The 13,426-nt window shown below is 40.4% G+C and carries 22 protein-coding genes; all 22 read left to right on the top strand.

Going from position 1 to position 13,426, the window contains the following annotated elements:
- Nucleotides 1-336: 336 nt before the first annotated feature.
- Nucleotides 337-591: a ribosomal L7Ae/L30e/S12e/Gadd45 family protein gene (locus TE34_RS02700; protein WP_047983293.1), complete on the top strand. Its 255-nt coding sequence runs from the start codon at nt 337-339 to the stop codon at nt 589-591.
- Nucleotides 592-722: 131 nt separating this feature from the next.
- Nucleotides 723-1,142, top strand: a complete 420-nt coding sequence (gene rpsL / locus TE34_RS02695; protein ID WP_047983292.1) for a 30S ribosomal protein S12 — start codon at nt 723-725, stop codon at nt 1,140-1,142.
- A 41-nt stretch (nt 1,143-1,183) separates the two neighbouring features.
- The gene (gene rpsG, locus TE34_RS02690; protein WP_047983291.1) at nt 1,184-1,654 is read left to right on the top strand and encodes a 30S ribosomal protein S7; all 471 of its coding nucleotides are present in this window, start codon (nt 1,184-1,186) and stop codon (nt 1,652-1,654) included.
- Nucleotides 1,655-1,777: 123 nt separating this feature from the next.
- A complete protein-coding gene (gene fusA / locus TE34_RS02685) occupies nt 1,778-3,856 on the top strand; it encodes an elongation factor G (RefSeq protein WP_047983290.1) in 2,079 nt (692 codons plus the stop codon).
- A 121-nt stretch (nt 3,857-3,977) separates the two neighbouring features.
- Nucleotides 3,978-5,168, top strand: coding sequence for an elongation factor Tu (gene tuf, locus TE34_RS02680; RefSeq protein ID WP_047983289.1), 1,191 nt, complete (start codon nt 3,978-3,980; stop codon nt 5,166-5,168).
- Nucleotides 5,169-5,848: 680 nt separating this feature from the next.
- The gene (gene rpsJ, locus TE34_RS02675; protein WP_010095771.1) at nt 5,849-6,157 is read left to right on the top strand and encodes a 30S ribosomal protein S10; all 309 of its coding nucleotides are present in this window, start codon (nt 5,849-5,851) and stop codon (nt 6,155-6,157) included.
- A 31-nt stretch (nt 6,158-6,188) separates the two neighbouring features.
- Entirely contained in the window at nt 6,189-6,818 is a 630-nt protein-coding gene (gene rplC, locus TE34_RS02670) for a 50S ribosomal protein L3 (protein WP_047983288.1), read from the top strand.
- A gap of 26 nt (nt 6,819-6,844) precedes the next feature.
- Nucleotides 6,845-7,468, top strand: a complete 624-nt coding sequence (gene rplD, locus TE34_RS02665; RefSeq protein ID WP_047983287.1) for a 50S ribosomal protein L4 — start codon at nt 6,845-6,847, stop codon at nt 7,466-7,468.
- Complete coding sequence (gene rplW, locus TE34_RS02660) at nt 7,468-7,755, top strand: 50S ribosomal protein L23 (protein WP_047983286.1); 288 nt, start codon at nt 7,468-7,470, stop codon at nt 7,753-7,755. Before rplD ends, rplW begins: the two co-directional genes overlap by 1 nt.
- A gap of 28 nt (nt 7,756-7,783) precedes the next feature.
- The gene (gene rplB / locus TE34_RS02655) at nt 7,784-8,614 is read left to right on the top strand and encodes a 50S ribosomal protein L2 (RefSeq protein ID WP_047983285.1); all 831 of its coding nucleotides are present in this window, start codon (nt 7,784-7,786) and stop codon (nt 8,612-8,614) included.
- Between the two features lie 54 nt (nt 8,615-8,668).
- Nucleotides 8,669-8,947, top strand: a complete 279-nt coding sequence (gene rpsS / locus TE34_RS02650) for a 30S ribosomal protein S19 (protein ID WP_047983284.1) — start codon at nt 8,669-8,671, stop codon at nt 8,945-8,947.
- A gap of 18 nt (nt 8,948-8,965) precedes the next feature.
- Entirely contained in the window at nt 8,966-9,307 is a 342-nt protein-coding gene (rplV, locus tag TE34_RS02645; RefSeq protein WP_047983283.1) for a 50S ribosomal protein L22, read from the top strand.
- A 3-nt stretch (nt 9,308-9,310) separates the two neighbouring features.
- A complete protein-coding gene (gene rpsC / locus TE34_RS02640) occupies nt 9,311-9,952 on the top strand; it encodes a 30S ribosomal protein S3 (protein WP_047983282.1) in 642 nt (213 codons plus the stop codon).
- A gap of 17 nt (nt 9,953-9,969) precedes the next feature.
- Nucleotides 9,970-10,404: a 50S ribosomal protein L16 gene (rplP, locus tag TE34_RS02635; RefSeq protein WP_047983281.1), complete on the top strand. Its 435-nt coding sequence runs from the start codon at nt 9,970-9,972 to the stop codon at nt 10,402-10,404.
- A complete protein-coding gene (gene rpmC / locus TE34_RS02630; protein ID WP_047983280.1) occupies nt 10,394-10,594 on the top strand; it encodes a 50S ribosomal protein L29 in 201 nt (66 codons plus the stop codon). Before rplP ends, rpmC begins: the two co-directional genes overlap by 11 nt.
- A 22-nt stretch (nt 10,595-10,616) precedes the next feature.
- Nucleotides 10,617-10,880 (top strand): 30S ribosomal protein S17, encoded by a 264-nt coding sequence (rpsQ, locus tag TE34_RS02625; RefSeq protein WP_026907483.1) that lies wholly within the window; start codon nt 10,617-10,619, stop codon nt 10,878-10,880.
- 42 nt (nt 10,881-10,922) lie between these two features.
- Nucleotides 10,923-11,291 carry a 50S ribosomal protein L14 gene (rplN, locus tag TE34_RS02620; RefSeq protein WP_047983279.1) on the top strand — a complete coding sequence of 123 codons (369 nt, stop codon included), beginning with the start codon at nt 10,923-10,925 and terminating at the stop codon, nt 11,289-11,291.
- A 34-nt stretch (nt 11,292-11,325) separates the two neighbouring features.
- Nucleotides 11,326-11,637, top strand: a complete 312-nt coding sequence (rplX, locus tag TE34_RS02615; protein ID WP_047983278.1) for a 50S ribosomal protein L24 — start codon at nt 11,326-11,328, stop codon at nt 11,635-11,637.
- A 27-nt stretch (nt 11,638-11,664) separates the two neighbouring features.
- Nucleotides 11,665-12,204: a 50S ribosomal protein L5 gene (rplE, locus tag TE34_RS02610; RefSeq protein ID WP_084710603.1), complete on the top strand. Its 540-nt coding sequence runs from the start codon at nt 11,665-11,667 to the stop codon at nt 12,202-12,204.
- Nucleotides 12,205-12,232: 28 nt separating this feature from the next.
- Nucleotides 12,233-12,418, top strand: coding sequence for a type Z 30S ribosomal protein S14 (locus TE34_RS02605; RefSeq protein ID WP_047983276.1), 186 nt, complete (start codon nt 12,233-12,235; stop codon nt 12,416-12,418).
- A gap of 29 nt (nt 12,419-12,447) precedes the next feature.
- Entirely contained in the window at nt 12,448-12,846 is a 399-nt protein-coding gene (gene rpsH, locus TE34_RS02600; protein ID WP_047983275.1) for a 30S ribosomal protein S8, read from the top strand.
- A gap of 30 nt (nt 12,847-12,876) precedes the next feature.
- Nucleotides 12,877-13,413 (top strand): 50S ribosomal protein L6, encoded by a 537-nt coding sequence (gene rplF, locus TE34_RS02595; protein WP_047983274.1) that lies wholly within the window; start codon nt 12,877-12,879, stop codon nt 13,411-13,413.
- Nucleotides 13,414-13,426 lie beyond the last annotated feature (13 nt).

Genomic DNA, 13,426 nt, shown 5'->3' with positions numbered 1-13,426 from the left:
AGAATACACGGAGACTCCTGCGGGAGGATAGGCCTGGGTGAGACCCCGAGAATGCACCTGCGTCTGCAAGTATCGCTACGCAGTATGCTTCCTCGGTGCAAGGCTGCAAAGAAGTTAATTCAAGTAGCAGCCTGGCTCACCAGCCGCCCGCGGAAAGCGAAGTGTATTCTAGCCACGGGCATGGCCAGAAGTTGAATCTTTTGGAGTCTATCAAATCTAAAAAAAATATAAGGAATCACCAAAAAAATATTTCATTTCTAGTTGACATTAAAATTCTAGGATGATACTATATTCAAGGTGCTTCTGATTTATACTTGTAGCTTTGGAGGATATCAAATGTCTTATGAAAAAGTGACCCAAGTAAAATCACAAACGATAATTGGCGTGAAGCAAACAATCAAGGCTATGAAAAATGGCCAAGTGTGTAAAGTATATATAGCCGAAGATGCTGATCGGTTCTTTACACAAAAAGTAGAAGAATTAGCTAAAACGCTAGACATTGAAGTCGAGCGTGTTGACTCCAAGAAAAAGCTAGGAGCCGCATGTGGAATAGACGTCGGCGCATCTACTGTTGCAATCAAGCAAAGATAGTTTTTGCAAAGAGAACTTTGCGAAAGCTTTGTTTTTTGCCCAAAGATGAACCGCCTGGATGTGTGGGTTTACAAATAGGTGTTAACTAGCTAGAATCTTAGTGATAAAGGAACAGAAGGGAGGACATCAAAATGCCTACAATTAACCAACTTGTCCGCAAAGGACGCGAAAGTAAGCCAAAGAAATCTGACTCACCAGCACTTAACAAAGGGTACAACAGCTTCAAAAAGTCTTTGACTAACGAAAACTCTCCACAAAAACGTGGTGTATGTACTCGTGTTGGTACACTAACTCCTAAGAAGCCGAACTCAGCGTTACGTAAATATGCGCGTGTTCGTTTATCAAACAACATGGAGGTAACTGCATACATTCCTGGTATTGGTCACAACCTACAGGAGCACAGTGTAGTTTTAATCCGTGGTGGACGTGTAAAAGACTTACCTGGGGTACGTTACCACATCGTTCGTGGTGCACTTGATACTGCTGGAGTAGACGGTCGTATGCAAGGTCGCTCTAAATACGGTACGAAACGCCCTAAAGAGAAAAAATAATTTAACGTAGTCAACATAGATACAGGAAAGGAGGGGGACATATGCCACGTAAAGGACCAGTACCTAAGCGCGATGTCTTGCCAGATCCACTTTATAATTCAAAACTAGTAACTCGTTTAATCAACCAAATTATGGTTGATGGTAAGCGCGGTGTAGCACAAAAGCTTCTTTATAACGCTTTTGAACTAGTAGAACAACGCAGCGGACAAAATCCGATGGAAGTATTTGAGCAAGCAATGAAAAACGTAATGCCTGTACTTGAAGTACGTGCACGCCGTGTTGGTGGTTCTAACTACCAAGTACCAGTTGAAGTTCGTCCAGAACGTCGTCAAACTTTAGGTTTACGTTATATTGTTAACTATGCACGCTTACGCGGAGAGAAAACAATGGAAGAACGTTTAGCTAACGAAATTCTAGACGCATCTAACAACACAGGTGCTTCTGTTAAGAAACGCGAAGACATGCACAAAATGGCAGAAGCAAACAAAGCGTTTGCTCACTACCGTTGGTAATCATAGAACTTGTTTAAATAGGAGGATAAAAAGGACCGCTAAGCATTATGTGTCTTTTTTACCCAGACTATTTAAGCTTACTTAAACAAAAACTAAAGGTTTTAACAGGAAGGAGAAGAATACATGGCAAGAGAGTTCTCCTTGGAAAAGACGCGCAATATTGGTATTATGGCACACATCGATGCAGGTAAAACCACTACGACCGAGCGTATTCTTTTCTATACAGGACGCATTCACAAAATTGGTGAAACACATGAAGGTGCTTCCCAAATGGACTGGATGGAGCAAGAGCAAGAGCGCGGAATCACAATCACTTCTGCTGCAACTACTGCTCAATGGAAAGGTCACCGTATCAATATCATTGATACACCAGGACACGTAGACTTCACTGTTGAGGTTGAACGTTCACTACGTGTACTTGATGGAGCTGTTACAGTTCTAGATGCTCAATCTGGTGTTGAGCCTCAAACAGAAACAGTATGGCGTCAAGCTACAACGTACGGTGTTCCTCGTATCGTGTTTATTAACAAAATGGATAAAACGGGTGCTGACTTCCTATACTCTGTTGGTACGTTAAAAGAACGTCTGGGAGCAAACGCTCACCCAGTACAACTTCCAATCGGTGCAGAAGATCAATTCACTGGAATTATCGACCTAATCGACATGGTAGCATACCACTATACAGATGATTTAGGTACACGTGCTGAATCTACTGAGATTCCGGAAGAACTTAAAGGTAAAGCAGAAGAATTACGTGCTAGCCTTGTTGAATCAGTTTCTGAACTAGATGAAGAACTGATGATGAAGTATCTAGAAGGAGAAGAAATCTCCAACGAAGAACTTAAAAAGGCAATCCGTAACGCTACATTATCTGTAGAATTTTATCCAGTATTCTGTGGATCTGCGTTTAAAAACAAAGGTGTTCAATTAATGCTTGATGGTGTTATTGACTACCTACCAGCTCCAACAGATGTACCAGCAATCGAAGGTACACTTCCTGATTCAGAGGAAAAGGTAACTCGTAAATCTTCTGATGACGAGCCTTTCTCAGCATTAGCATTTAAAGTAATGACGGATCCGTTTGTTGGTAAACTAACATTCTTCCGTGTATACTCTGGAACACTTGATGCTGGTTCATATGTACGTAACTCTGTTAAAGATAAACGTGAACGTGTCGGACGTATTCTACAAATGCACGCAAACTCTCGTGAAGAGATTCCAACAGTTTATTCTGGGGAAATTGCAGCTGCAGTAGGATTGAAAGATACATCAACTGGTGATACTTTATGTGATGAAAAGAATCTTGTCATCTTAGAATCTATGGAGTTCCCAGAACCGGTTATCTCAGTTGCTATCGAGCCAAAAACTAAAGGTGACCAAGATAAGATGGGTATCGCTTTAGGTAAACTTGCTGAAGAAGATCCAACTTTCAGAACTGAAACGAACCAAGAAACTGGTCAGACAATTATCTCTGGTATGGGTGAACTTCACCTAGACATCATTGTTGACCGTATGAGACGTGAGTTCAAAGTTGAAGCTAACGTAGGTGCACCTCAGGTTGCATACCGTGAAACATTCCGTCAAGCTGCTGAAGTCGAAGGTAAATTCGTACGTCAGTCTGGTGGACGTGGACAATTCGGTCATGTTTGGATCAAATTTGAACCAAACGAAGAAGGCGCTGGCTTTGAATTTGAAAACAAAATCGTTGGTGGGGTAGTTCCTCGTGAATACATCCCTGCTGTAGAACAAGGTGTTAGAGAAGCAATGGAAAACGGTGTATTAGCTGGATATCCACTAATCGACGTTAAAGCTGCTTTATTCGACGGTAGCTACCATGATGTTGACTCAAACGAAATGGCGTTTAAAGTCGCTGCATCTATGGCACTTAAAGCTGCTAAGAATAAATGTAACCCAGTTCTACTTGAACCAATGATGAGAGTAGAAGTTGTTATGCCGGAAGAATACATGGGTGACATCATCGGTGATATTACTTCTCGTCGTGGACGCATGGAAGGTATGGAAGCACGCGGACAACTACAAGTAGTTAAAGCGTTCGTACCACTTGCTGAAATGTTTGGTTATGCAACTGCATTACGTTCTAACACGCAAGGTCGTGGACAATACACAATGCACTTCGATCACTATGAAGAAGTACCGAAGAGTGTATCTGAAGAAATTATTAAGAAAAACGCTGGAGAATAATTGATTTTTTCTTCATTCTCAAGTATAACTTTTAATGTAGGCTAAGAAATAGCACAAGCCGTTATTTCTTAGCTCCAACATATACTTAAAATATTTCATTTAATTAAAGGAGGAAATATAAATGGCTAAAGAAAAATTTGACCGCTCCAAGAGTCACGTAAACATTGGTACAATCGGACACGTTGACCATGGTAAAACTACTTTAACTGCTGCTATTACAACTGTAATGGCTAAGAAATCTGGTAAAGGTACTGCAATGGGTTATGACCTAATTGATAGTGCTCCAGAAGAAAGAGAACGCGGTATTACAATCGCTACTTCTCACGTAGAATACGAAACTGAAACTCGTCACTATGCGCACGTTGACTGCCCAGGTCACGCTGACTATGTTAAAAACATGATCACTGGTGCTGCACAAATGGACGGAGCTATCCTAGTAGTATCTGCTGCTGATGGCCCAATGCCTCAAACTCGTGAGCACATCCTACTTTCTCGTAACGTAGGTGTTCCAACAATCGTTGTTTTCTTAAACAAAGTTGACATGGTTGATGACGAAGAACTATTAGAACTAGTTGAAATGGAAGTTCGTGATCTATTATCTGAATATGACTTCCCTGGTGACGATGTACCAGTAATCAAAGGTTCTGCTCTTAAAGCTCTAGAAGGCGATGCTGATTATGAAGAAAGAATCGTTGAGCTAATGAACGCTGTTGATGAATATGTACCAACTCCAGAACGTGACACTGAAAAACCATTCATGATGCCAGTTGAGGATGTATTCTCTATCACTGGTCGTGGTACAGTTGCAACTGGTCGTGTTGAGCGTGGCCAAGTTAAAGTTGGAGATGAAATTGAAATCATCGGTCTTACAGAAGAATCAAGCAAGTCTACAGTAACTGGTGTTGAAATGTTCCGTAAGCTTCTTGATTATGCAGAAGCTGGAGATAACATTGGTGCACTACTTCGTGGGGTTGCTCGTGAAGATATCACTCGTGGTCAAGTACTTGCTAAACCAGGTACTATCACTCCACACACTAACTTCAAAGCTGAAGTTTACGTATTATCAAAAGAAGAAGGTGGACGTCATACTCCATTCTTCTCTAACTACCGCCCACAGTTCTACTTCCGTACAACTGATGTAACTGGAGTTGTTAATCTTCCAGAAGGCGTAGAAATGGTAATGCCTGGAGATAACATCGAAATGGTCGTTGAACTAATCTCTCCAATCGCTATTGAAGAAGGTACTCGTTTCTCTATCCGTGAGGGTGGACGTACTGTTGGATCTGGTGTTGTATCATCTATCCAAAAGTAATAACGAATGAAATAAAAACAGGTAACGATAATCGTTACCTGTTTTTTTGTTTGTAAAGAGAGACTGGGACATAACTAAATCAAAGGGATGTAAAAACGAACAAACGCCATATTAGCCCCGGAAATATGCGGAGACTCCTGTGGGAGGATAGGCTTCGGTGAGACCCCGCAAGAGCGATAGCTCTGAGGAGGCTCACCAGCCGCCCACGGAAAGCGAAGTATATTTCCGGGGCGAGTTATGTGCACTAACAATAATGTTCGGATTTACCTTGGATAGAATTACTTTTGTCCCAGCCTTTGATTGTCAAGAACATCTGAAATTCTAGGAATAATTTACTGTGATTTTCCTGCTTTATCTCTTGCTATCTTAGAAACTGAAAAATTGATAGTAGTTTGATAAATTTATCAATAAACTCCCCAGACTTTCCCAATAAAAAAACTCTCTAGAAACCTTGCAATCACTGAGAATAGTAAGTATAATACATAGTTGTGCAACAGATTAGTATTTCTTTAAAAAAAGGGTTGCACTAGACGGTCATATTCTATATAATAAGAATGTTGGTCGTTTCAGGCGATGATGTGGAAGGTTGTTGGCACACCCGGCCCCTTTGCCATGGGCGGTTGCTAAGGAATTTTCACGGAGTATGTCTATAATAATATGGGCGAAAAGGAGGGAAAATAATGGCAAAAGAGAAAATTAGAATTCGTTTAAAAGCATATGATCATCGTATTCTAGATCAGTCTGCTGAAAAAATCGTAGATACTGCGAAGCGTTCTGGAGCAAAAGTTTCTGGTCCGATTCCATTACCTACAGAAAAAGCTGTTTACACAATCTTGCGTGCGGTGCATAAGTACAAGGACTCACGTGAGCAATTCGAGATGCGTACTCATAAACGTCTAATCGATATTGTAAATCCAACACCACAAACAGTTGATTCGCTAATGCGTTTAGACTTACCATCTGGTGTTGACATTGAAATCAAACTATAAAATTTTGTTCTTATAATAGGAGGTGTAACGGATGACGAAAGGAATCTTAGGTCGAAAAATCGGCATGACTCAATTGTTTAACGAAAACGGTGAACTAATCCCGGTAACTGTTGTTCAGGCTGAACCTAACGTAGTTTTACAAAAAAGAACTCTTGAAAACGACGGTTATGAAGCAATTCAAATCGGTTTCCAAGAACTGAAGGAATCACGTACTAACAAAGCGGAGAAAGGTCATGCTGAAAAAGCAAACACAACCCCTAAGCGCTACGTTCGTGAAATCCGTAACGTTAATCTTGATGAGTATGAAGTAGGTCAAGAGCTTAGCGTTGAAGTTTTCCAAGCTGGAGAAATGGTTGATGTAACTGGAACTTCTAAAGGTAAAGGATTCCAGGGTGTAATTAAGCGCCACAACCAATCACGTGGACCTATGTCTCACGGTTCTCATTATCACAGATCACCAGGTTCTATGGGTGCTGTTGACCCAATGCGCGTATTCCCTGGGAAAAACTTACCTGGTCATATGGGTGCTGAACAAGTAACTATTCAAAACCTTGAAGTAGTAAGTGTTGACGTTGAACGTAACTTACTATTAATCAAAGGTAATGTACCAGGCTCAAAAAAATCATTCGTAAAAATCACGAGTGCAGTTAAGGCTAACTAATCATATAAACGAAGGGAGGATATGTCATGCCTAAAGTAGCACTATTTAAACAAGATGGTTCACAAGCTGGAGAATTCGAATTAAACGAAGCAGTATTCGGTATTGAACCAAACACACATGTATTACATGAGGCAGTTGTGATGCAACGCGCATCTATGCGTCAAGGTACACATGCTGTTAAAAATCGTTCTGAAGTACGTGGCGGTGGACGCAAACCATGGCGCCAAAAAGGTACAGGTCGTGCACGTCAAGGATCTATTCGCTCACCACAATGGGTTGGCGGTGGAGTCGTTTTCGGACCTACACCTCGTAGCTACAGCTACAAACTTCCAAAGAAAGTACGTCGTTTAGCACTTAGATCTGCATTATCTTCTAAAGTAAAAGAAGAAAGCCTATTAGTATTAGAAAGTCTAGTAATGGACGCACCTAAAACTAAAGAAGTTATAAAAATGCTTGGTGCTTTAAACGTAAACGAAAAAGCTTTAATCGTAACTGCTGATACAGATGAGAATGTTATTCGTTCAGCAAACAACCTACAAGGCGTTAAAGTTCTAACTGTAACTGAAGTTAACGTTCTTGATTTATTAATGCATGACAAGTTGATCTTAACGAAAGATGCAGCTGAAAAAGCAGGGGAGGTGCTTGCATAATGACTGATGCACGTGATATTATTAAGCGCCCTGTAATTACGGAGAATTCTGCTGACTTAATGGCAGAGAAGAAATATACGTTCGAAGTAAGCACAAAAGCTAACCGAACTCAAATCAAAGATGCCGTTGAAGAAATCTTTGGTGTGAAAGTTGAAAAAGTAAACACAATGAACCTAAAAGGTAAATTCAAGCGAATGGGTCGTTACGGTGGTTACCGTCCAAATCGCAAAAAAGCTATCGTTCAGCTTTCTGCTGACAGCAAAGACTTAGACTTCTTTGAAGGCTAAAATTAACTAAGAGAAGGAGGGAAAAAAGATGGCGATTAAAAAATTCAAACCTACCTCTAATGGTAGACGTAACATGTCTGTATCTGATTTTGCTGATATCACTACAGATCAACCGGAGAAATCCCTACTTGCGCCTCTACCAAAACGTGGTGGACGTAATAACCAAGGGAAATTAACCGTTCGTCATCAAGGTGGCGGTCATAAGCGTCAATATCGTATTATTGATTTCAAACGTGATAAAGATGGTATTCCAGGTCGCGTTGCTACAGTCGAATACGATCCGAACCGTTCCGCTAACATTGCATTAATTAACTACGCTGATGGTGAGAAGCGTTATATCCTTGCACCAAAAGGCATTGAAGTTGGTCAAATGATTGAATCTGGAGTAGAAGCTGATATTAAAGTGGGTAATGCACTTCCACTTGCAAACATTCCAGTAGGTACTGTAATTCACAATATCGAACTTAAACCAGGTAATGGTGGACAACTAGCACGTTCTGCTGGTGCAGAAGCTCAAATCCTTGGTCGTGAAGAAAAATACACATTAGTGCGTTTAGCTTCTGGTGAAGTTCGTTTAGTATTATCAACTTGCCGCGCAACTGTAGGTCAAGTAGGTAACTTAGAACATGAATTAATTCGCGTTGGTAAAGCAGGACGTTCTCGTTGGAAAGGTATCCGCCCAACTGTACGTGGATCTGTAATGAACCCGAATGATCACCCACACGGTGGTGGTGAAGGACGCGCACCAATCGGTCGTAAATCACCAATGTCACCATGGGGCAAACCAACACTTGGTTACAAAACACGTAAACGTAATAAAGCTTCAGATAAGTATATTGTGCGTAAACGTAAAAAATAATCGTAAACTTAAGATGGAAAATTCCATCCCTGAACTTCGAAAGGAGGTTTATCCATGGGTCGTAGCTTAAAAAAGGGACCTTTTGCAGATGACCATCTATTGAAAAAGATCGATCAATTGAATGAATCTGACAAGAAGCAAGTAATTAAAACTTGGTCACGTCGTTCTACTATATTCCCGACATTTATCGGCCACACTATTGCTGTGTATGACGGACGCAAACATGTTCCTGTTTATGTAACAGAAGACATGGTTGGACATAAATTAGGTGAATTTGCTCCAACACGTACGTATAAAGGGCATGCTAGTGACGATAAGAAAACTAAACGCTAATGAGAGGAGGCGCTCTAAATGCAAGCTAAAGCCATAGCTAAATCAGTTCGTATTGCTCCTCGTAAAGTACGATTAGTCGTTGATTTAATTCGAGGAAAAGAAGTTGGCGAAGCAATTGCTATTCTACGCCACACACAACGCGGTGCATCTCCAGTAGTAGAGAAAGTGTTAAAGTCTGCAATCGCAAACGCAGAACACAACTACGAAATGGATCCAGAAAGCTTAGTTGTTTCTGAAGCATTCGTTAATGAAGGTGTAACACTAAAACGTTTCCGTCCACGCGCTCAAGGACGTGCAAGCAAAATTAATAAGCGCACTAGCCACATTACAGTGGTTTTAACAGAAAAGAAGGAGGGGTAGTTAGTGGGTCAAAAAGTGAATCCAACAGGTCTTCGCGTTGGTATCATTAAAGACTGGGAGTCTAAATGGTACGCTGGCAAAGACTATGCAGACTTACTACATGAAGATATTAAAATCAGAGAATATCTTGAAAACCGCTTAAAAACTGCAGCTATTTCACAAGTTGAAATCGAACGTGCTGCAAATCGTGTTAACATTACGATTCACACTGGTAAACCAGGTATGGTTATTGGTAAAGGCGGATCTGAAGTAGAAGCTCTACGTAACTCATTAAATAGCTTAACTGGCAAACGCGTTCACATTAACATTGTTGAAATCAAGAAAGTTGATGTAAATGCTAAACTAGTTGCTGAAAATATTGCTCGTCAATTAGAAAATCGTATTTCATTCCGTCGTGCACAAAAGCAAGCAATCCAACGTGCGATGCGTGCTGGTGCAAAAGGAATTAAAACACAAGTATCTGGTCGTCTAGGTGGCGCGGATATTGCTCGTGCTGAACATTACAGTGAAGGAACTGTTCCACTACACACATTACGTGCTGATATCGATTATGCAACAGCAGAAGCTGATACAACATACGGTAAACTTGGTATTAAAGTGTGGATCTATCGTGGCGAAGTCCTTCCAACTAAAACGAACAAATAAGGAAGGGGGCAAATTACATGTTAATGCCTAAACGTGTTAAATATCGTAGACAACATCGTGGTAAAATGAGAGGCCAAGCTAAAGGTGGTACTCAAGTAACTTTCGGTGAATTCGGATTACAAGCTCTTGAGGCTTCTTGGATTACAAGTCGTCAAATCGAAGCTGCCCGTATCGCTATGACTCGTTACATGAAACGTGGCGGTAAAGTTTGGATCAAAATTTTCCCAGATAAACCTTATACAGCGAAGCCCCTAGAGGTCCGCATGGGTTCCGGTAAAGGTGCTCCTGAAGGATGGGTAGCTGTAGTAAAGCCTGGAAAGGTTATGTTTGAAATCGCTGGAGTTTCTGAAGAGGTTGCTCGTGAAGCATTACGTCTTGCTTCTCACAAACTTCCGATTAAAACTAAATTCGTAAAACGTGAAGAAATTGGTGGTGAAATCAATGAAGGCTAATGATATCAGAGAACTAACCACTGCCGAAATTGAACAAAAGTTAAAATCTTTAAAAGAAGAGTTATTTAATTTACGCTTCCAACTAGCTACTGGTCAACTTGAAAACACTGCGCGTATTCGTGAAGTAAGAAAAACCATTGCTCGTATGAAAACTGTTGTACGTCAACGTGAACTAAGCGTAAACAACTAATTGAGAGGAGGTTAGCCTCAAGATGACTGAACGTAATAATCGTAAAGTATACACAGGCCGTGTAGTTTCGGATAAAATGGATAAAACTATCACTGTTTTAGTTGAAACTTATAAAAACCATAAATTATATGGTAAACGTGTTAAATATTCTAAGAAATTTAAAGCACATGATGAAAACAATCAAGCTAAAACTGGCGATATTGTTCGTATCATGGAAACTCGTCCGTTATCAGCAACTAAACGTTTCCGTCTAGTTGAGATCGTTGAAGAAGCGGTAATTATATAATAAATTTCGCTCGGTAGGTATCCGAAGGGAGGTTCAAAGCGTATGATTCAACAAGAAACACGCTTGAAAGTCGCAGACAACTCTGGTGCGCGTGAATTACTAACTATCAAAGTACTTGGTGGCTCTGGTCGTAAGACTGCTAATATTGGTGATGTTATCGTTTGTTCTGTAAAACAAGCAACACCAGGAGGCGTTGTCAAAAAGGGTGACGTTGTAAAGGCGGTAATTGTACGTACTAAATCTGGTGTACGTCGTAAAGACGGCTCATATATTCGTTTTGATGAAAATGCTGCAGTAATTATCCGTGACGATAAAGGTCCAAGAGGAACTCGTATCTTCGGTCCAGTTGCACGTGAATTACGTGATGCACAGTTCATGAAAATCGTATCTCTAGCTCCAGAAGTTCTATAAGAAGAGAATTACCTTGTAAGGAGGTGCGTCAAGCATGCATGTAAAAAAAGGTGATAAAGTTATTGTTATTTCCGGTAAAGACCGTGGTAAAACAGGCACTATCTTAGAAGCATATCCAAAATTGGATCGCGTTCTTGTTGAAGGTGTAAACATGATTAAAAAACACGCAAAACCTTCTCAAGAGAATCCACAAGGTGGGATTCTTAACCAAGAAGCTCCAATTCATGTTTCTAACGTGATGCCAGTAGATCCAAAATCCGGCAAGCCAACTCGTGTTGGTCACGAAGTGCGCGATGGCAAAAAAGTCCGCATTGCAAAGAGTTCCGGTGAAGCATTAGATAAATAGTATGTGCTGTGAAAGGAGGGCAACATGGTGAATCAATTAAGACAAAAATACCAAGATGAAATTGTACCATCTTTAATGAATAAATTTAATTACAAGTCTGTTATGGAAGTGCCTGGTCTTGAAAAGATCGTTATCAACATGGGTGTTGGTGACGCTGTTCAAAACTCAAAAGCACTTGATAGCGCAGTTGAAGAATTAGCATTAATTTCTGGTCAAAAGCCAATGATTACTCGTGCTAAGAAATCAATCGCAGGTTTCCGCCTTCGTGAGGGAATGCCGATTGGTGCGAAGGTTACTCTTCGTGGTGAGCGCATGTATGAATTCCTACAAAAGTTAGTATCTGTTTCACTTCCACGTGTACGTGACTTCCGTGGTATTTCTAAGAAGGCATTCGATGGTCGTGGTAACTATACTTTAGGTGTTAAAGAACAGGTAATTTTCCCAGAAATTAATTACGATAAAGTAAGTAAAGTGCGTGGTATGGATATCGTTATCGTAACAACATCTAATACTGATGAAGAAGCACGTGAACTTTTAGCTCAGCTAGGCATGCCTTTCCAAAAATAGACATGAGCTAATACAAGGAGGGAAAATTGTGGCTAAAAAATCAATGATTGCGAAACAAAAACGCGAACACAAGTATAAAGTACAAGAATATACTCGCTGTGAACGTTGCGGTCGTCCGCATTCTGTAATTCGTAAATTTAAACTTTGCCGTATTTGTTTCCGTGAACTTGCCTACAAAGGTCAAATTCCTGGTGTCAAAAAAGCAAGCTGGTAAACCCCGATTCGGGAAGGAGGTAATGATTAATGGTTATGACAGATCCAATCGCAGATATGCTAACTCGTATTCGTAATGCGAACATGGTTAAACATGAAAAGTTAGAACTTCCTGCTTCTAAAATTAAAACTGAAATTGCTGATATTCTAAAACGTGAAGGCTTTGTACGTGATTATGAAGTTATTGAAGACAACAAACAAGGTGTTCTGCGTGTATTCCTTAAGTACGGTGTAAATGAGGAAAGAGTAATTACAGGTATTAAGCGTATTAGTAAGCCAGGACTACGTGTTTATGCTAAAGCTGGTGAAGTACCTCGCGTACTTAACGGTCTAGGTATTGCAATCGTATCAACATCTAAAGGTGTACTTTCTGATAAAGAAGCACGCGCACAAGCTGTTGGTGGCGAAGTACTTGCATATGTTTGGTAATTAATTCTTATTGATAAGGAGGTGCATGGAATGTCTCGTATAGGACTAAAACCAATTGAGATTCCGAGTGGTGTTGAAATTAAACTTAACGGTAATACAGTAACTGTAAAAGGCCCTAAGGGTGAACTAACTAGAGATTTTCATAGTGATATGAAGATCGTTGTTGCAGAAAATCAAGTAACAGTTGAACGTCCGAGTGACCAAAAAGAACATCGTTCATTACACGGAACAACTCGTAGCTTACTAGCTAACATGGTTGAAGGTGTATCAAAAGGTTTTGAAAAACAACTTCAAATCATCGGTGTTGGTTATCGTGCACAAAAGCAAGGTAATAAAGTAATCGTAAACGCTGGATATTCACATCCGGTTGAAATAGATCCAATCGATGGTATTGAAATCGATGTACCAAGTAACACATCTGTAATCGTAAAAGGTATTGATAAAGAGAAAGTTGGCGCAGTTGCTGCTAACATCAGAGCTATCAGAAAACCAGAACCTTACAAAGGTAAAGGTATCCGTTACGTTGATGAGTATGTACGTCGTAAAGAAGGTAAAACTGCTAAGTAAGGTTAGTTAGGCG

It is taken from the genome of Ornithinibacillus californiensis (assembly GCF_001038485.1).
Taxonomy (GTDB): Bacteria; Bacillota; Bacilli; order Bacillales; family Amphibacillaceae; genus Ornithinibacillus; species Ornithinibacillus californiensis.
The sequence above is the reverse complement of the archived record's forward strand: the minus strand, read 5'-3'. Positions and strand labels throughout refer to the sequence as shown.